The following is an 18,350-nucleotide window of genomic DNA, read 5'->3' as shown; positions in this document are numbered from 1 at the left end:
AAAATGCATTGTCCAGCCGCCGCAGCGTCAACCACCCGCCAAATATACCTCCCTGGCGACAGGGAAGAACCCCGGCATGCGAATGCCGAGTCCTCCTGCCCGGGCAGGCCGCGATCAGCCGCCGTTCTTCGCCAGCCACGCATCGATCGCCGGCAGGCGATCCTTGCGCACCATCTGGCGATACTCGATGTCGGCAATGACGGTGTCGGCAGCGCGACGCGAGCTGCTGGCGATGTGCGCGTCGGCATAGGCCTTGATCTTGCCGATCATCGCCGGGTCATTCGAGCTGGCGCCGATGCCCGGGTAATAGCGGCTGCTGGAGGTGGAGTCGACCAGCTTGTCGATCTGCGCACGGTGCGCCATGGCGAACGTCCAGGCCATATCCGGATGCTGATAACCGGCCGCGCGGATCATGCCGGCGCTGTTGGTCGCGCCCGGCTCGTCGGTCAGTGCCAGATCCAGCGCGCGCTGGGCCAGTGCGTCGTCCTCGGCGATCGACAGCAGCAGGTACAGGCGATCCTTGATCAGCGGCGTGGTCTCGGCCTTGGCCATCGCGTGCAGCTTGTCCCAGGTTGCGGCGTCCGCCTTGCGCGCCACCACCGCATAGATGGTCTTGCGCAGGGCCGCCGGTACCGCCTTCGGATCGGTCGCCTGCGCGGCGTAGCGACGCTGCACTTCGGTGACCACGTCGGTGTCGCCCAGGTCGGCCAGCACGCCGATCAGCTGCGTGCGCAGGATCGTGGTCGGGTCGCCCTCGTCCGCCTTCGCCTCCCAGCCCACACGGGCAAACACCGGCTTCAGCTGCCTGATCGCAAACGCGTCGAAACGTGCCTGCCGTGCCTTGTCGCCGCGGTAGTACTGGTGCAGGCCCGAGAAACTGCCGGCGATGTCGCCCCAGATCTGCGGGTCGGCATCGGCCGGGGTCGCCTGGGCCAGGTCGAGGTAGCTGGAGGCCGGCTGCAGGCCGGCCATGCCCAGTGCCCAGGTGTCGCCCATCAGGCCCATCTGGTCGATCGGCGCCAGCTTGGTGAAATCGGCCTTGATCGCTGCGAACTCGGCCGGCGTGTACAGCGTGCGGTAGTAGCCGCTCTGCCCCGCATTCACCAGCACCGGGCCGCAACCGGATACGTCCAGCGTGGCCTTGCCGTCCACCACCGTGCGCGCGGCCTCGGTGCCACCGATGGCCTGGGCGATCACGGGCACATGCCACTTCAACGCGGTCTTGTTCGGGCGGTCCTTGGTGAACTCGCCCTGGCTCAGGGTCAGCGTGGTCTTGCCGTAGCTGCACGCGGACGACGCCACGCGGATCAGCGGGATGCCCGGCTGCAGCGTGAAGTCGTGCGCGATCTGCGTCACCGGCTTGCCAGCCACGCCCTGCACCGCCTTCCACAGATCATCCGACACCGTGTTGCCGTAGGCGTGCGCCTTGATGTAGTTGCGCACGCCATTGCGCCAGGCATCGGGGCCGACATAAGCCTCCAGCATGTTGATCACCGCCTCGCCCTTCGAATAGGTGATCGAATCGAACGCCTGGCTGGCCTGCTCCACCGTTTCCACGTGCTGCACCACCGGGTGCGTGGTGGCCACGGCATCGCGCGACATCGCGCCCTCGCGGGTGCCGACGGCGTCGAGGTTGGTGTGCCATTCCGGGTGCAGCTTCTCGGTGGTGCGCGCGGCCATCCACGAGGCGAAGCCCTCGTTCAGCCACAGGTCGTCCCACCAGCGCATGGTCACCAGGTCGCCGAACCACTGGTGCGCCATTTCGTGCGCGGCGGTGTTGAACACGTTCTGCTTGTCCGACTGGGTCGAGAAGCTCGGGTCCAGCAGCAAGGCGTATTCGAAGGTGTAGATTGCGCCCCAGTTTTCCATCGCCGAGAAGAACTGGCTGCTGCCGGGCGAAGCGATGTTGTCCAGCTTGGGCAGCGGATACTTCACGCCGAAATAATCGTTGTATTCGCGCAGCACGTCGCTGGCCGACTTCAGCGTGAAACCGGCCTGCGACTTCTTGCCCATCTGCGTGATCACGCCGATCTCGGTGCCGTCGGCCATGGTGGTGGCGCGCTCGAACTCGCCCAGGCCGAAGAACAGCAGGTAGGTCGACATCTTCGGCGACTGCTGGAACGTCACCCGCGTCATGCCATTGCCCAGGTCCTTTTTTGACGCAACTGGCATGTTGCTCACTGCCATTTCGTTGCTCGGCACGGTCACTGCCAGATTGAACGTGGCCTTGTACGCCGGTTCGTCCCACGACGGGATGAAGCGGCGCGCGTCGGAGTTCTCGAACTGCGTGTACAGCGCGCGCTTCTTGCCGGCCTTGGTCGCGTAGTCGATCGCGAACAGGCCGTTGGCCTGGGTGCCGATCTTGCCGGTGTAGGCCATCGCCAGCTTGTATTCGCCGGCCGGGATCGGCTGGGCAAACGTGAAGGTGGCGGTCTGCGCCTTGGCATCCACCACCACCTTCGGTGCCGCGATCGCCAACATGCCCTTCAGCGGCTTCAGGCTCACCGATGAGAACGTCATGTCGATCGCATTGAGCGTGATGCTGCGGGTCGGCTGCAGCACGTCGACCGTCACCACCACCGCGCCGTCGAAACTCAGCTTGTCGGCATGCGGCACCACCGCCACGTCGTAGTGGCTGGGCCGCACCGTGCGCGGCAACTGGGTGGTGGCGAGGTCCGCCGTGGACGCGTGGACCGGCGTGGCCGCCATGCCCGTCATCGAAACGCCAGCGAGCGCCAGGGTGATCGCGGAAACCAGCAGGGTGCTACGCATGAGAATCTTCCATGTGGTGGGGCGGTTGGGGAGAGCCGCAGCGTGCCGGCGAAACCGGCGTGGCGCGGCTTGATCCACGTGATGGTCACCCGCCGCGCCTGTCGGCGGAAACCGCCGGAAGTCATGGGCTCCGCCACCACGTCGAGGGCAGTCAACGCCCCGTCGGGAGCAGCGTTCTCGTTGCGGCATGCCGCCGCTCGATCGGCACGGCATGGCACCACCAAAGGCGTCGCCGACGGCACCCTCACCGCCAGGCAGGCGACCAACGACGAGCGCCGCGACGCCAATATCATCCTGCGCGAAAGCACCGACGAGGCGAAGCACAACGGCCACCTGACGAGGGCTGAAACCCGCCGCCTCAACCACGCCGAGAACCGCAACAGCTGCGCGATCCACCGCCAGCGTCACTGATCGGCAGCAGCAGAAAGGCCCCGCTGCCGGGGCCTTTCTGCTGCGCCATCCAGTTCACGGCAGTCGCCACTCAGGCCTCGTCCTCCGGCTTCAGCTTTTCCTGCACCTCTTCCAGATCAGCGATCGCCTGTTCCAGCGCCTCGTGCAGCTGCGCCTGGCGATCCATCAGGCCGGCGATCTTTTCCGCCTGCTTCAGCTTCGACAGCTCGCCGTCAAACAGCAGCCACGCCGTGGTCAGCGCTTCCACGTTGTTCTTCGAGTAGTGCCGCATCTCCTTGAGCTGCACCAGCGTGTCGCCGACATGGTCGGCTGGCGTCTTGACATGTTCATCGGACATGAGACGGTTCCTCCTGGCGAGATGTGGCCCGGTTATCGGCAGGCGTAGCCCCGGTGCACCAAGGCCGTTTCACCCTGACGGTAGCGACGCGGATGCGAAGTGCGGGTCAACGTCCTGCTCAGGACTCGTTGTCCGTCGCGGCAGCAGGGCGACGCGTGACGATATGCCGCGCACTAACGCCAGCCGGCGTCGCGCGCCGCGCGCTCCTGCCGTGCATCGAAGACATTGCCGCGCAGACGCGCGTCGACTGCGGCCTGCACCGCGGGTGGCAACGCGCTCGCCGCCTGGCGCAGTTCACCGCCTTCCGGGGGAGCTGCCGCACCAAGCACGGGCAGCGCCCAGCCGGTGTCGCCGTGGCAGGCAAGGCCGGCCCGCGCCGGCGCAGGGCGCAACACGAAGGTGCGGCAGATGCGCCCGTCGGTACTGCGGAAACTCAGGCCGATCGCCACCGGGGCATTCGGCTCCGGTTCGCTCGCCAGCGCATGATCGAGCGCGCGCTCCAGCGCGCCCGCGGCAAACGACTGGCCGCCGTGCATGCGCACCAGCTCGTCACTGGCTCGCCATGACCACAACGCCACGGCGAGCAGCGCCACCGACGCGGCCAGCGCGGCACCCGGCACGAACCAGCGACGCGGTACACGGTGGCGCGTGGCAGCCGTGCGTTGCCCGCCCGCAGGTAGCGTGACCGGTATCGCGGCCCGCGCGGACGGCGGCTGCAGCAAGGCGGACAGCCGCGTCGGTACCGGTTCGTCGAGCACCGGATCGAACGCGGCGTGCAGCTGCGCACGCACGTCACGCGCCTGCCGCACGCGGCGGGCGAGCACGGCGTCGTGCGCCAGCGCGGCGTCGATACGCGCCGTGGCGGACGCGTCGAGTTCGCCATCCACGTAAGCCTGCAAGGTATCGTCGTCGATCGGGTTCATGCGTCTTTCCCAAGATGGGCCTGCAAGGTGGCGCGGGCGCGGGCCAGGCGACTGGTGACGGTACCCACCGGCACCTCCAGCAGTTCGGCGGCTTCGCCGTAGGACATGCCCTCGACCAGCACCAGGGCTACCACTTCACGATGATCCGGCGGCAACGCCGCCAGCGCCATCGCCAGTTCCAGCTGCTGCGCGGGCTGCGCGCTGGCGCGGTCGGCGGCCATCTCACCGGCCTCCTCGGGCGCGAACAAATGTTGCACACGGCCACGCGCACGCAGCTCGTCGCGCCAGGCGTTGCGCGCGATCGCGAACACCCACTTGTCCAGTGCGGCGTCCGGCCGCCACTGCGCGGCACGGGACAACGCACGTTCCAGCACGATCTGCACCAGGTCGTCGGCGTCGGCGACCTGCCCTGCCAGCGCCCGCGCCAGGCGGCGCAGGCGCGGCAACAGCGGGATCAGTCCTTCGCGCACGGCGTCGCTCGAATTCACGCATCACCTACCATTACGTCCGGAGGGGAGGATTCCTTCCCTCGTACGCGTCGGCGCAGTTCGAGGGCGTAAAGCAGGCCCATGCTAGCATCCGGCCCCGTCGCTCCCGAGGCCCCGGCCATGCCGCTGCACCGCCCGTTCGCCATGCTCGCCCCGTTGCTGGCCATCGCGCTTTCCCTGGTCGGCGCGACGCCTGCACGCGCGCAGGTACTCGGGCCGGTGCAGGGCCTGCCGAATATGCAGGTACCCGTGCGCCTGCCCGATATTGCTCCCGTCTCGCCCTTGCACAGTGTGGACGACCTGCTGCGCGGTCCGCTGGCCCTCACACGAAAATTGCAGATCGACGCACTTCGCCGCAGCGAGCCCCGGCGCGTCGACGTCGATCCTCACGGTGCGCCGATCCTGCGCGGCGAATTCCTCGCCACGGGCCTCTCGTCTGCGCAACGCGATGCGCTGCAGGCGCTGGGTTTCGCGGTGGATCGCGAGACGCCGGCGGACGCGACGCTGGGGTTGGACTTCGTGGTGCTGCACGACACCCGCGGACGCCGCACGGCCAGCGCCATGCGCGCCCTGCAACAGGCTGCGCCGGACGCGGCATTCACCTACCAGCACCTCTACCTGCCCGCGGGCAACGATGACGTTGCCGGTGCGACGACCTCGGCGGCCCCGTCGTCCAGCGCACCGTCGCAACGCGTGGGGCTGATCGATGGCGGTGTCGATGCGGCCGACCCCGCGCTGGTACGCGCGAGCATCGAGCGGCACGGTTGCAGCACGGCGAATCCGTCGAAGCACGGCACTGCGGTCGCCGCCCGCCTCGTCGCCGGCGACCCGGACACGCTCTATGCCGCCGACCTGTGGTGCGGCGATGCGGTCGGCGGCGCCACCTCGAATCTGGTGGACGCGCTGGCGTGGATGGCGCGCGAGCGCGTGGCAGTGATCAACATCAGCCTGGTCGGGCCCGACAACCCGGTGCTTGCGCGCGCGGTGCAGGCGATGATCGCGCGCGGCCACGTGCTAGTCAGCGCAGTCGGCAACGATGGGCCGGCAGCACCGCCGCTGTATCCCGCGGCGTACCCGAACGTGATCGGCGTCGGCGGCGTCGACGCGCGTGACCGTGTGCTGCCCGAATCCGGCAGCGGCGACCAGGTGGACTTCTGCGCGTCCGGCGTGGTCGGCAGCGGCCGCAACGCATTGCGCGGCACCTCGTTCGCGGCGCCAATCGTGGCGCGGAAAGCCAGCCAGTTGCTGGGCGCCCCCCGCGCTGGAGCCGCAGCACAAGTGCAGCAGCATCTGATCGGCGAAGCCCGGCGCCCCGGCGGCACGGGCCGCGACCCGCGCTGCGGCTACGGCCTGCTGTCACCCTGAATCTGAACAGCGCCCAACCGCAGCCCGTCGACAGGGAAGGATCGTTCCGGCACGAACGTACAGGACCTCGGAAGCCGCGGATCGGCCGCAGGCAGGAGGTCCTTCACATGCGCAACACGACTCTCAACCACAAGACCCTCAACAGCGCCCTGCTCGCCGGTGCGCTCGCCCTGGCCGCGATGGCCACGGCACACGCCCAGGTGCTGGGCGGTGGCGGACTCGCGGGCGGCATCGCCGGCGGGCTGCGCGGCCCTGTCAATGTCCCGATGGACCAGGTGGGCGGCCGGCTCGACGGTTCCGCCCGTGGCGCGGGCAACATCAACACTCCCGATCTCAACCGGCGGGCGGCCGAGCGACGTGCCGAGCGCCTGCGCCAGCGTGCCGCTGCAACCACCAGCTCGGCCACGGATAGCGCCACGCAAGCCGCCCGCCAGGTGAACGGCCAGGCCGTTGCCGGCGCTGCCGGCGGCCTCACCGGCGCGGCTGCCGCCAACGCCGGCAACGGCAACGGCAACAACGCCGCGCTGGATGGCGCAGGGGAACTGGGTTCGTCTGCGACCGGCGCCGTCGATACTTCGGCTACGCGCGATGCCATGGCTGGCACCGCAGGTCAGGCCGCCAGCCATGCGCGTTCAGCCGTCTCGACGGCCAAACGCGGAACCCGCAATGCAGTAAGCCGCGTGCAGGACGCACCCGCGAATGCCGAGGCTTCGGCCGCTGCCGGCCTGACCACGGCTGAGCAGGCGATCGCCAATGGTGCGCAGTCGTCACGCGCTGCCGGCTCGCTCGGCACGGATGCCGCCGGCAACGCGTCGCAGGCAAGCTCGGCCAGCGCGGGCACCCAGTCGGGCAACACCACCGTCGCGAAGCCCGGCCTGCTGTCGCACGCCTCCAACGCCGCGCGCAATGCCGGGGACAAATCGGTCGACGTATCCGGCTCGGGTGCAGCCCATGGCAACAGTGATGCAAACGCCGGTTCAGCCGCAGGCACCAGCGGCTCGGCCAACGCCAGCGGCCACGCCAGCGCGCACGGCTCGGCTCGCCGCGGTGTGTCCGCCTCGACGCAGACCGACGGCAACGCCAGTGCCAGCGCGAATGCGCAGCACTGAGTCAACCACAGCGTAGAACCAGGAGCCCCCGCTTGCGGGGGCTCCTTTCATCTGCCGGCCAGACCGTCGGCTATGGCGCAGTCGTCCCACCCTGCGACCTGGCCCGCAACGCTTCGTACAGCTGTGCCGGCCCCAGCAAAATATCCTTCAACCCGGTGCGCACGCGCTCGGAGCCCAGTGCCTGCGTACTCATGTTCGAATGCGCTTCCAGCGCATCCATGATCGCGTGCATCAGCGCATCCTTCAGGTCGGGCGAGTTGGCGAACTGTTCCTTGCTATTGTTGCCGGCCTGCTGCACCAGGGTTTCGTTTTCCAGCAGTTTGCCCTTGAGCACGCCGTTGACGTAGACCAGTTGGTCATCGTCGGTCAGCTGCCCTTCGAACAGGCCATTGACCTTCTCGATGATCTCGGCCAGATACGCCTGCTGCTTTTCCTGTACCGAGCCGCTACCCACTGCGTCCATTGGCGGTAGCTTGTAGCCACCGTCGCCGTTGAGGCCTAGCGGCTGACGGCCAGCACTGCGCAAGGTGTGATGCGTCAGCACCACCCTGGACAAGTCCACCGTGTCGCGCTCGCGACCGAACTCCAGCAACGGGATCAGCCGTTTGTAGAAGATGAAGCGCTTTTCGATATCCGTGTTGGCGTAGTCGAACACTTGCGACAGGAACGCATACAGGCGCACGTAGCCACCCATGTCGTTCTTGAACAGCAGCAAGGCATCCAGCAGGTCCTTGCTGGTTTCGGCCAGCTTGTCGTCGCCGTCTGCCAGCGCCGTTGCCCGAGTCTGCTGCGCCGCCTTATAGCGTTTGAGCAGGCGGTCGGCGACCGGAGCGATGGCACTGCTCAACTGCGCCTGGGTGCCGCGCGGATCGGTCTCCACCCTGGCCACGCGATCCACCTCGAAGTCATCGTAGTGACCGCTGGCATCGAGCTTGGCGCGCAGGTCGAACACCAGGTGTGGATCGGTCCTGGCCTCCAGCTCGGCCGTGGCGTAGTAGGTCTTGAACGTCTTGAGGATATCCACCGGCTCGTTGACGAAATCGAGGATGTAGGTGATGTCCTTGCCGGGGTACGCACGGTTCAGGCGCGACAGCGTCTGCACCGCCTGGATGCCGCCCAGCATCTTGTCCACGTACATGCCGCACAGCAACGGCTGGTCGAAGCCGGTCTGGAACTTGTTGGCGACCAGCAGCAACTGGTATTCCGGCTGGGCAAACGCATCGCGGGTGTCGCGACCCTTCAGGCCCGGATTCAGATCCGTGCTGGTCTCGCTTACCGGCGCGGGGAAACTCTCCGGGTCGTTCACCTCGCCCGAGAACGCCACCAGCACGCCGAGCGCGTAGTTCTGCCGCTGGATGTAGCCGCGGATCGCCTTCTGCCAGCGCACCGCTTCCTTGCGGCTGCCGACCACCACCATCGCCTTGGCCTTGCCGCCCAGCAGCGGCTGCACGTTCTCGCGGTAATGCTCCACCACGATCTGCACCTTCTGCGCGATGTTGTACGGATGCAGGCGCACCCACTGCATGATCCCCTTCATCGCCGCGCTGCGTTCCACCTGCGACTGGTCGTACTCCCTGCCCTCGTGAGCCAGCCTGAAGGCGAGCTTGTACGGCGTGTAGTTCTTCAACACGTCGAGGATGAAATCCTCCTCGATCGCCTGGCGCATCGAATACACATGGAACGGCTGCGGCAGGCCGTCTGCGCCGGGGCGACCGAACAGCTCCAGCGTCTTCTGCTTCGGCGTGGCGGTGAACGCCACGTAGGTCAGGCCCTTGCTGCCGCCAGCTCGCGCGGCCATGCCGGCAGCCAGCAGCGTCTCGGTATCGATCCCGCCACCGTCCTCCAGTTCGGCGCGTTCCTCGGCGCTCAGCAACTGCTTGAGCTTGGCCGCCGCCTCGCCGGTCTGCGAGCTGTGCGCCTCGTCGGCGATCACCGCAAAGCACTTGCCCTCGGTCGCCGCCAGTTCCTGCACCGCCTCCAGCGCAAACGGAAAAGTCTGGATGGTGCAGACGATGATCTTCTTGCCATCCTTCAGCGCCTGGCCCAACTGCGCGCTCTTGCTGCCATGCTCGCTGGTGATGGTTTCCACCACGCCGGTGGTGCGCTCGAAATCGAAGATCGCCTCCTGCAACTGTGCGTCCAGCACGTTGCGGTCGGACACCACCAGCACGCTGTCGAACAGCTTCCGGTTTTCGGTGTCGTGCAGGTCAGCCAGGAAATGCGCGCTCCAGGCAATCGAGTTCGTCTTGCCCGAGCCGGCCGAATGCTGGATCAGATAACGCTGGCCCGCGCCCTGCGCCAGCACGTCGGCAACCAGCTTGCGGGTGGCATCGAGCTGGTGGTAACGCGGGAAAATCACACCCACCAGTTTCTTCTTGTCGTCGCGCTTGCCGATCAAGTAGCGACCCAGGATCTCCAGCCAGCTGTCGCGCGCCCACACCTCTTCCCACAAATACGCGGTCGCAAAACCGTCCGGGTTCGGCGCATTGCCCGCCGCGCCGTGGTTGCCCCGGTTGAACGGCAGGAAGCCCGTCGCCGGCCCGGCCAGGCGCGTGGTCATCATCACCTCGGCCTGGCTCACTGCGAAATGCACCAGCGCGCCGCCAGGGAAACCGAGTATCGGCTCGGCCAGGCCACCCCTCGGCTGCGGGTGCCGATCGAAGCGGTACTGGTCCACCGCATCGCCCACGCTCTGGGTGAAGTCGGACTTCAGCTCCGCCGTGGCCACCGCAATGCCGTTGACGAACAGCACCAGGTCCAGCGCATCGTGCGGCTGGTTCGGCGAATGCCGCACCTGCCGCACGATGCGCAAGCGGTTCGCCGCGTAGCGCTGCTGGATCGCCGGATTGATCGCCAGCGCCGGCTTGAACTGCAGCAGCGACAGCGGCTCCTTCAACCCCAGCATCTCCACGCCCCGGCGCAACACTTCCAGCGTGCCGCGTTCGTCGAGGTTCTTGCGCACGCGCTCGGCGATGCGCTCGGCCGCCGCAGGGCCGTGGGTCTTGCCCAGCCGCTGCCAGCTGTCCGGCTGGGTTGCCTCGATCCATGCCAGCAGGTCGGGCAGATACAAGGCGTGCTTGCGATCGTAATTCGCGGCATCGCCTTCGGCGTACAGCCAGCCGTGGGCGGCGAGGTATTCGCAGATCGCCGCCTCGAAATGGATTTCCCTATGCAGATTCATGCGTTCCCCTGAGTACGTATCCGCACCGTCACCGCGGTGACGTCGTGCCGGCGTTTCCGCTCACTGCCCACGCAGCCATGCCCCGCAAGCGCTCCTGCACGATACCGGCGCGCTCGGCCTCGGCGATCAGTCCGGGCAGTACATTGGTGAAATCCGGATGCGCAAGCAGCGTCGCGAAGGCGGCTCCCACGGTTTGCTTCAACAGCGACGGCGCACGCGCCAGTTCGCCCGCCAGCTCCTCACGACCGTCAACGATATTCAGCACATCTTCCAGGTCATGGCTGGCTAGCATGTCGCCCGCGCCGCGATCGGCGAACGCCTCCAGCTTCGTCGCTACGAACCCCACGGCGCTGGCAAGGCGAATCGCAATGCCACCGCCCAGCTCGATCCGCTCGGAGGTATCCACCGTGTAGCGGTACCAGCGATTGGAGAAGCCCAGCACGCCTGCATCGACCGGCATCAGGTCGAACAGCACGCCGGATTCGCGATGAATCCAGCGACAGATCACCGGGCTGTCCATGTCGCGCGAAAAGCCACGTGCCGCAACCTGTTCCTCGATGCGATGGAAATTCGCCCGCGCCGCCTCGATCACGGCATCCACATCCCGGGTGGCACGCACGCCCTCGGCCATCGGGTCGGTAACGAGCAGCCCGGCGACCGCGCCACCCACAAACACCACCTGCTCGCACAAATCACCGAGCGCCTCGGCCACCAGGCGCAGATACGGCAGGTTGGGATCATCACGGCGCATCCGCCGCCCCCAGCTCCTTCGGCAATAGTTGCGCAGCCAACGCCCGCTCGCGGGCGCGACCGGAGCGCAGCGCATCCTGCAAGGCAAGCAGGCGGTGGAGTGCGGGGTCAGCCAGCGCCGCCAGCGGCGCCGTGCGATAGATCGGCGACAGGCTGGGCCCTTTGGCGCTGCCGCCGGCATGTGCCCATACCGGCGCCTCACCCGGCGCCGCGGTGATCTTGCCCGCCAGCGGCTCGGCACCAAACCCGGTCGGCACGCCCCGCTTGACCGGCCCGGGCATGGCCGGCCACACATAGCGCACGCCATGCAACGCAAACTCCACCAGCGCCGGCCGCACCGGCGACCAGTCGCCGCGACCGCGCACCACGGCAAGGCCAGCCGCAACCGCCCGCTTCACGCTGGCGTGCACTTCCGACGCGCTCATCGACAAGGCTTCGCCCAGCGCCGCATACGTCCAGCGCTGCTGCGGATGCGCCGCAACCTTGAACAACACAAGCAGATCCTGAGGCTTCAGTTCCATGGCGGGACTCGATATTCGCTATTCGCGAATTGCGAATATCGCGAGTATCGGGCGAAAAAGCAAGTTGAGAAATGACAGCTAAGAGGTCTTCCCGCTTGGAGCCGAAACATTGGGCCAACCTGACAGGAAGCGCTCAAATTTCCAGCTTCTGGATAGGCTCCCGTAATGCCGTGTCCAGCCGCGTAATGGCATCAATCAGCTTGTCCTGAAGTTGTGGCCACTGACCTTCCGGCAACCTCCAGCCACCTGGCATATCCGTGCAGATCCTTGATCCCGAGCGACCTGGCAACGACTGCCACTCCAATGCCCCACCGAAAGCGCCATCGATAGCGGCGCGTTGAGCCTGGAGTGCCTCAAATGCATGCAACGAGCGTTCGTCATCATTGGTGAAGCGGATATAGCATTCAGCGCGACTACGAACCTGAGTAACACTCACGCACAAGGAGAATCCGGCACGACCAATCCCGAGACTCATCCAATGGTCAGTCGTAGTGTTTCTATTGGCGAAAAGCTGGGTGTGCGCCAGCGAGCGTTCTATCAACTGTTTCCAAAATCGACGAAAAAGCTCCTGCCTGGCCCCGACCGGCCTTTGGCCATCGTCATCTGCCGATGAATCCATCCCTGCCGGCGTTCCCTCATCCCATTCCGCATAGGTCTGCCCGGTAGCTTTGAGCACCCAGCTTGTCCGTCCATTGTCGGGGCGACCGAAGATCACAGCAGACGCCGAGCTTGGACTGTTAAACGGCACGTCCTGTGGAAACTCGAAATTACCGCCCTGCGCCAGCCCCAAGCTACCCGCGTCAATCAGTTCCTGTCTTAACGCCTGATAGCCGTGAGGCTGACCGACCCACTCCAACCTCGCCGTTGATCCAGCCAGCACAATAAATTTCCCATCGACCTCTCGTGCGCGCGCGTGCAGATTCTGTTTCTCGCTGACGATCTCGAAAACCGGTGAGTCACCAGATGCTGCCTGCGCAGCGGCACTCGCCATCGCGCGCGATTGCGGGCTCTGACGATCCTGCAGCCGCCAGTGCGCTTCGAGAACAGCCAGCAACTGCGACTCACGCTCTTCCAGGACAGCGAGCGTCCATTTGCCATGCTGCAACACTTGGGTAGTCAGCACGAATGGTGATACGCCACCCTTGGTGAAGTACGCAGCCTTCTTCTTGTCGAAGTCATAATTGTTCGCTGCGCTGTTTTTCTTGCGCGTAAGCAACGCCAAGTTGCCCAGTCGATGCACCCACTGCAAACGATCCTTGGCGTCGGGCACCCATTCCATCCAGCAACTGTCTGGTCGCGGCTGTTGCGGCATCACATGCTCTACCGTGATGGTGTCGTATTCATAAGTTGCCCCGCCACCCGATACCAAGCCATCCAGTCGCAGCAAGATGACCGCCAGAGCGCGAGAGGAAAACACCTCATAGAGCGGCCCGGACAGTGCCTGGTACATGGCGTACTGCTCCACGCGGGATAGCTGCAACGGTGAATCAAGCGCAAACAGATCTGTCCCGGTCTCCACCGCCTTGGTCAATGAGGCAAAGCGGTCGATACGCTCGTTGACGCCTGAACGACGGATCAGCATCGAATACGCCAATCGCTCAAGATCAAGAAAGAAGCCAAGCATCGCTGTGGGATCGTTCCGATGCCGCGAGAAGAAGGCCAGCGCCGGCGGCAGCCAGTCCTTGAACTCGATGCGGTTCAACCAGCGCAGCGTCTGGTTGATGCTTTCCGCGTGTTTCTGGCTCGAATAGTCTGCATCCGTGATTTCGCGGAAGGCCTGCGCCATCGGCTCAAGCACCTGGTCGATGAAGGCGACCGGGTCGCTCGGTCCCACATGGTCACGAAACTCCTTGAGCAAGGTTCCTTTGGGCTTGGCCTTCCGGTACACCATGCGAATGTGACTGAACAAGTCGCCAAATGCATCGCGCCCGAGGTCCTCCTCCAGATCCTCCCACTTCACTGTGTAGGCATCCCGCTTGGCGATGGCGATACTGCCAACGATTTCCGCCTTCAGAATGTCCGTGGCACTCAAGTCCAGCCCGCGACTGTTGAGTACACCGAAGATACGGTAGGCCGAATCGAGATCCGGCGTGGCCACCGTCACCAGATAGCAACGGGTCACGATGAACTGCACCAGCCGTATCAAGGTTTCCTGGTCCAGCTTGGCCAGGGCCAACATGTACAGCTGCGCATTCTCCCGTAGCCGTTCCTGTGCATCGGGCAACTTGTCGTTGAGTCCGACCAGCTTCTCGATGCCGTCAGCGTGCTGCACGTATTGCCGGAAAAAGTCGCGGTCACGCTCGCGCAGGGAGAGGCGATAGCGGGCCTCGGTACCGAATACCACACTGCCCTGCTCGTAGATGCACTTGGTAATACCAGCGCGCACGTCGTCATCGGAGACGTTGGCGCGGATCGCCGACAGCAGCAGAGTCAGCGTCGTCAGACGTTGCTGCCCATCGACCACTGTCGTGTCGGAGACCGCCTCCCGCTTGATCAGCACAATGCTGCCGAGGAAGTAAGGTGACATCTCGTCAAGCTTGCCGCCAGCGGCTTTCATGTAGTCGAGCAAGTCCTCCAGAAGCTCGCGCGCTTGCTCGGCACCCCAGGAATAGGGTCGCTGGTAGCTGGGGATGGTGAATACATAGTCGTCGCTGAAGATCCTCGAAAGCGACTGTTCCTTCGCCGAAAGCGTGCTAGTCATCATCATCCCCTGTTGATCAGATCCAGCAGCGCTGAATCATCCGTTATTCAAACCCCAATGACCTTGCTGATCAAATTCACCAACACGCCTTGCCCCATGGATACAGCGCGTTTTCCCGCTCTGATCAACGGATGCGGCGGCTCACGCAGCTGCGGCAAATACACATCACAACCCGTCTTGAAGTGAAAGTGGCGGGCCATGAACCACAACTCGCCGGCGCTGGCTTCCTCGTCGTAGCCAGCGCCGTGCAAGCGGACGTAGCGTTCAAGAGCGACAGTAGCGAGCATGTCTCCGCGTGTTTCCTGCTCCCGGCTCGGGTCGCCTTGCCACTGCACGCGCACCCAGCCCTGCTCGTCATCACTGTCGGATTCATCGATCGGGAGAATCCGTGTGCCGTCGGTCAGCGAGCGAGCGCACCACAGGCCTTCGTAGCGCTCGCCATCGTAGAGCGGCAGCAGGTTGGCGATGAAGCCGACTACAGCCTCGCTTTTTCCGCTCATGCGGCACGCCTCACATCGATCTTGCCGGTCACGGCGGCGGCGATCAGGGCGCTGCGGCGTTCTTTGAGCAAGGTAATTGCACTCTCGACGGTACCAGCCAGCCTATTGAAGGCTGCGATTTCACTGGTAACGGCAGAAAGGATTTCGTCCTGCTCTGCCACCTGAGGTAAGGCGATACGAAGATTCTTGAATTCTTCCCAATACAGGCGAAGACGGAATTCCGTGATGCCACGTGAATAGCGACGAACTTGCTCGATTGCCTGCGGCGTACGCAACAACTGCTCGACAAACATTGTGCGAACGTCGCCAAGAGGCCTGGCAACTACATACGCTGGACTTACCTGCCCATGAACGATCACGGTTCCAAAGCCTCCCTGCCAAGCTCGCATCATGTTGTAGGTCAGATCGTTTGGCGCAACGCGCTTGTACTTTGATCTGTCGTCGCTTCGCGTCACCTTCCGATCCATTTCGGCATCATCCAACTCCTTGTCGGAAACGCCGTCATGGATAGAAACACTGAGGATAGGAAGCTCATCATTTCCAAGCTCAGCAACCTCTTTGTAAACCGATCCCAACCGCACAACGTCCCAGCGCTCAGGCACTTCGCCCAGCCATGGCACGCCGGAATCTTTCATCGGGGCGTTGGGGTTGAGACCGCGGGTGACGGCGTGGGAGATGGTGGCCTGGCGCTTTTCGGCCAGTAGGGTCAGCAGCTTTTCCTGCTCGGCAATCAGCGCATCGATCTTGCCGGTCTCGCGGTCGAGGAAGGCGGCGATGGCGGATTGCTGGCGTGGAGGTGGCACGGGGATCATGAAAGCTGACAGGTCGGACATGTTCAGAACCCGCTGTGCACTCCCCACGCAAACAAGATCAACATACCTATTGAAGACGTCGGAGCGCAAAACCCAAGCCAAATAGAAGCGGTCAATGCGGGGCGCCACTTGAAGTCTGGCAATTGCTCTCGAAATGTTGACGCCAGCGAGGCTCTCATCGACCAGAACAACCTCGCCGATGGTCCCAACGACCGAGAGCAAAACATCTCCAGCTTGGACGATGGTTCTGCGGTACTGGTTCGAAAGCTCTTCAGAAATAGTGACAAGATCTGCTCTCGCCACGATGCCATTCTGAATGTCGGTAATTCGCATCATGGGGACACCATCCACCTGAAAATCGGGGACGAGTACGCCGTAGCAAGGAGGCTCTAACAGGCTGAGTCTCACCTTCATCGAAGCCCATTCGTCAGGCAGCTTGCCCAACCACTCCACGCCGCTCTCCTTGTAGCAGGCATACCCCGGCAAACTCATTCTGCCAACTCCCCCAGCATCGCCATGATCCGCCCCGACACCGCCTTCAACTCCTCGTCGATCTCGTGCAGCTCGCGCGGCGGCTCGAACACGTAGAAGTGGCGGTTGAACGGAATCTCGTAGCCGACCTTGCTCTTGGCCTCGTCGATCCAGGCATCCGGCGCATGCGGCAGCACTTCGCGTTCGAAGTAGGCCTGGATGTCTTCGCCCAGCGGCACGTTCTCGGTGTCGCGCAGGCTGCTGTCGGCTTGCGGCAGGCCTTTCTGCTTGCCTTTCTGGCCGAGCACGATCCGGCCCTGCTCGTCGCGCAGCGGACGCTCGACGGTGATGGTGGTGTAGCCGAAGTCTTCGTTCCTGAACACGCGCGCCAGCGGCGCGACTTTCACCTTGCCGCCGGCGGGCGGCGCGGGCGCGAACTCGGCGGCGGCGATGACCTGGCGGCCGGCTTCCTTGCCGTCGGCGTCGAATACGGTGGCCAGTTCGGCTTCGGCGAATTCGCCGAACAGGCGGGTGACGGTGGCGATGTGTTCGTCGCTCATTTCCTTGCGCTTGCTGCCCAGACTCTTGCGCATCTTCTGCCAGAAGCTGCCGGCGTCGATCAGCTGCACGTAGCCCTTGCGGTCGTCGGGCTTCTTGTTGGAGATGATCCACACGTAGGTGGCGATGCCGGTGTTGTAGAACATGTCGGTGGGCAGGCCGATGATGGCCTCCACCAGGTCGTTCTCCAACACGTAGCGGCGGATCTCGCTCTCGCCACTGCCTGCCCCGCCGGTGAACAGCGGCGAGCCGTTGAGTACGATGCCGAAACGGCTGCCGCCGTCGACGGCCGGACGCATCTTGGACACCAGGTGCAGCAGGAACAGCATGGAACCGTCGGACACGCGCGGCAGGCCGGGGCCGAAGCGACCATCGAAGCCTTTCTGTTCGTGTTCGCTGCGGATCGCCTTCTCGACCTTCTTCCACTCCACGCCAAACGGCGGATTGGACAGCATGTAGTCGAACTTGCGCCCGGCATGGCCATCCTCGCTGAGCGTGTTGCCGGCGACGACGTTGCTGACGTCCTGGCCGCGGATCAGCATGTCGGCCTTGCAGATGGCGTAGGACTCGTCGTTCAACTCCTGACCGAACAGGGTGAGCCGCGCGTCGGGGTTGTGTTGCAGCAAGTGCTCGGCGGCCACTGAAAGCATGCCGCCGGTGCCTGCCGTCGGATCGTAGATGGTGCGCACGGCATGGCCGGCGCCGAGCGCTTCGTCATCCTCGATGAAGATCAGATTGACCATCAGGCGGATCACTTCGCGCGGGGTGAAGTGCTCGCCGGCCGTTTCGTTGGACAGTTCGGCGAACTTGCGGATCAGTTCCTCGAACACCAGGCCCATCTGCGCGTTGTCGACTTCATCCGGATGCAGGTTGAAATTGGCGAACTTCTCGGTGACCAGGTACAGCAGGTCCGCCTTGGCCAGCCGCTCGACCTGCGCATGAAAATCGAAGCGCTCGAAGATGTCGCGCGCCGCCGGCGAGAAGCACTGGATGTAGCTGTAGATGTTCTGGCGGATATGGTCCTGGTCGCCCAGCAGCGTGGGCAGATCCAGTTCGGAGGTGTTGTAGAACTTCGCATCGCCGACCAGCCGCAGCAGGAACGGATCGGGGTTGACGCCCGCGGCGCTTTTCTTGTGGTACTCAGCCAGCACCTTTTGCTTGGTGGGCGCCAACACGCAATCCAGACGCCGCAGCACGGTGAACGGCAGGATCACCCGGCCGTATTCGGATTGCTTGTAGTCGCCACGCAGCAGGTCGGCGACGGACCAGATGAGGGCGGAAAGCGAGGTTTGGTTCATGCGGAGTGGAAATCCATGTCTGTTGCATTGGCCCTGCCGCGCGGCTGGCCGTCGACCCGATGAAGGCTCATGCCCGCCGGATGGCGGTATACGCAGCAAGATCAACACCAAGTATCGCCACTCGCGCCTCAAAGGGCGAGAGTTGTCGCCGCG

14 protein-coding genes are annotated in these 18,350 nt (G+C 64.7%); 3 read left to right on the top strand and 11 right to left on the bottom strand.

Features of this window, described 5'->3' with window-relative positions:
• Window positions 1-114 precede the first annotated feature (114 nt).
• A complete protein-coding gene (locus QQA13_RS07465; protein ID WP_108472310.1) occupies window positions 115-2,772 on the bottom strand; it encodes a M1 family metallopeptidase in 2,658 nt (885 codons plus the stop codon).
• Between the two features lie 78 nt (window positions 2,773-2,850).
• Between QQA13_RS07465 and QQA13_RS07460 the strand changes: the two genes are divergently transcribed.
• Complete coding sequence (locus QQA13_RS07460; protein ID WP_286042669.1) at window positions 2,851-3,183, top strand: hypothetical protein; 333 nt, start codon at window positions 2,851-2,853, stop codon at window positions 3,181-3,183.
• A gap of 70 nt (window positions 3,184-3,253) precedes the next feature.
• Here QQA13_RS07460 and QQA13_RS07455 read toward each other — a convergent pair whose 3' ends face one another.
• From QQA13_RS07455 to QQA13_RS07445, 3 genes are all read right to left on the bottom strand, one after another.
• Window positions 3,254-3,520, bottom strand: a complete 267-nt coding sequence (locus QQA13_RS07455) for a hypothetical protein (protein WP_108472311.1) — start codon at window positions 3,518-3,520, stop codon at window positions 3,254-3,256.
• Between the two features lie 173 nt (window positions 3,521-3,693).
• Complete coding sequence (locus QQA13_RS07450; protein WP_108472312.1) at window positions 3,694-4,443, bottom strand: anti-sigma factor family protein; 750 nt, start codon at window positions 4,441-4,443, stop codon at window positions 3,694-3,696.
• Complete coding sequence (locus QQA13_RS07445; protein ID WP_108472313.1) at window positions 4,440-4,931, bottom strand: RNA polymerase sigma factor; 492 nt, start codon at window positions 4,929-4,931, stop codon at window positions 4,440-4,442. The genes QQA13_RS07450 and QQA13_RS07445 overlap by 4 nt, the downstream gene beginning before the upstream one ends.
• A gap of 120 nt (window positions 4,932-5,051) precedes the next feature.
• On the opposite strand from QQA13_RS07445, the gene QQA13_RS07440 reads away from it, so the two are divergent.
• The gene (locus QQA13_RS07440; RefSeq protein WP_108472314.1) at window positions 5,052-6,296 is read left to right on the top strand and encodes a S8 family serine peptidase; all 1,245 of its coding nucleotides are present in this window, start codon (window positions 5,052-5,054) and stop codon (window positions 6,294-6,296) included.
• Window positions 6,297-6,403: 107 nt separating this feature from the next.
• Window positions 6,404-7,405, top strand: a complete 1,002-nt coding sequence (locus QQA13_RS07435) for a hypothetical protein (RefSeq protein WP_108472315.1) — start codon at window positions 6,404-6,406, stop codon at window positions 7,403-7,405.
• Window positions 7,406-7,475: 70 nt separating this feature from the next.
• Here the strand turns inward: QQA13_RS07435 and QQA13_RS07430 are convergent, their stop codons facing one another.
• From QQA13_RS07430 to QQA13_RS07400, 7 genes are all read right to left on the bottom strand, one after another.
• A complete protein-coding gene (locus QQA13_RS07430; protein ID WP_108472316.1) occupies window positions 7,476-10,586 on the bottom strand; it encodes a type I restriction endonuclease subunit R in 3,111 nt (1,036 codons plus the stop codon).
• 28 nt (window positions 10,587-10,614) lie between these two features.
• Window positions 10,615-11,337, bottom strand: a complete 723-nt coding sequence (locus QQA13_RS07425) for a nucleotidyl transferase AbiEii/AbiGii toxin family protein (protein ID WP_108472317.1) — start codon at window positions 11,335-11,337, stop codon at window positions 10,615-10,617.
• Complete coding sequence (locus QQA13_RS07420) at window positions 11,327-11,857, bottom strand: hypothetical protein (RefSeq protein WP_108472318.1); 531 nt, start codon at window positions 11,855-11,857, stop codon at window positions 11,327-11,329. The genes QQA13_RS07425 and QQA13_RS07420 overlap by 11 nt, the downstream gene beginning before the upstream one ends.
• Before the next feature lie 133 nt (window positions 11,858-11,990).
• Window positions 11,991-14,558 carry a DUF4268 domain-containing protein gene (locus QQA13_RS07415; protein ID WP_159082205.1) on the bottom strand — a complete coding sequence of 856 codons (2,568 nt, stop codon included), beginning with the start codon at window positions 14,556-14,558 and terminating at the stop codon, window positions 11,991-11,993.
• Between the two features lie 47 nt (window positions 14,559-14,605).
• The gene (locus QQA13_RS07410; protein WP_108472320.1) at window positions 14,606-15,058 is read right to left on the bottom strand and encodes a hypothetical protein; all 453 of its coding nucleotides are present in this window, start codon (window positions 15,056-15,058) and stop codon (window positions 14,606-14,608) included.
• On the bottom strand, window positions 15,055-16,323 hold the full coding sequence (locus QQA13_RS07405; protein ID WP_159082206.1) for a restriction endonuclease subunit S: 1,269 nt from the start codon (window positions 16,321-16,323) through the stop codon (window positions 15,055-15,057). The genes QQA13_RS07410 and QQA13_RS07405 overlap by 4 nt, the downstream gene beginning before the upstream one ends.
• Window positions 16,324-16,358: 35 nt before the next feature.
• On the bottom strand, window positions 16,359-18,197 hold the full coding sequence (locus QQA13_RS07400; RefSeq protein ID WP_108472322.1) for a type I restriction-modification system subunit M: 1,839 nt from the start codon (window positions 18,195-18,197) through the stop codon (window positions 16,359-16,361).
• Window positions 18,198-18,350 lie beyond the last annotated feature (153 nt).

Origin of the sequence: Rhodanobacter thiooxydans, from assembly GCF_030291135.1 — a bacterium.
Classification (GTDB): Bacteria; Pseudomonadota; Gammaproteobacteria; order Xanthomonadales; family Rhodanobacteraceae; genus Rhodanobacter; species Rhodanobacter thiooxydans_A.
Note: the sequence above shows the minus strand (reverse complement) of the source record. Positions and strands in the feature narration are given on the sequence as shown.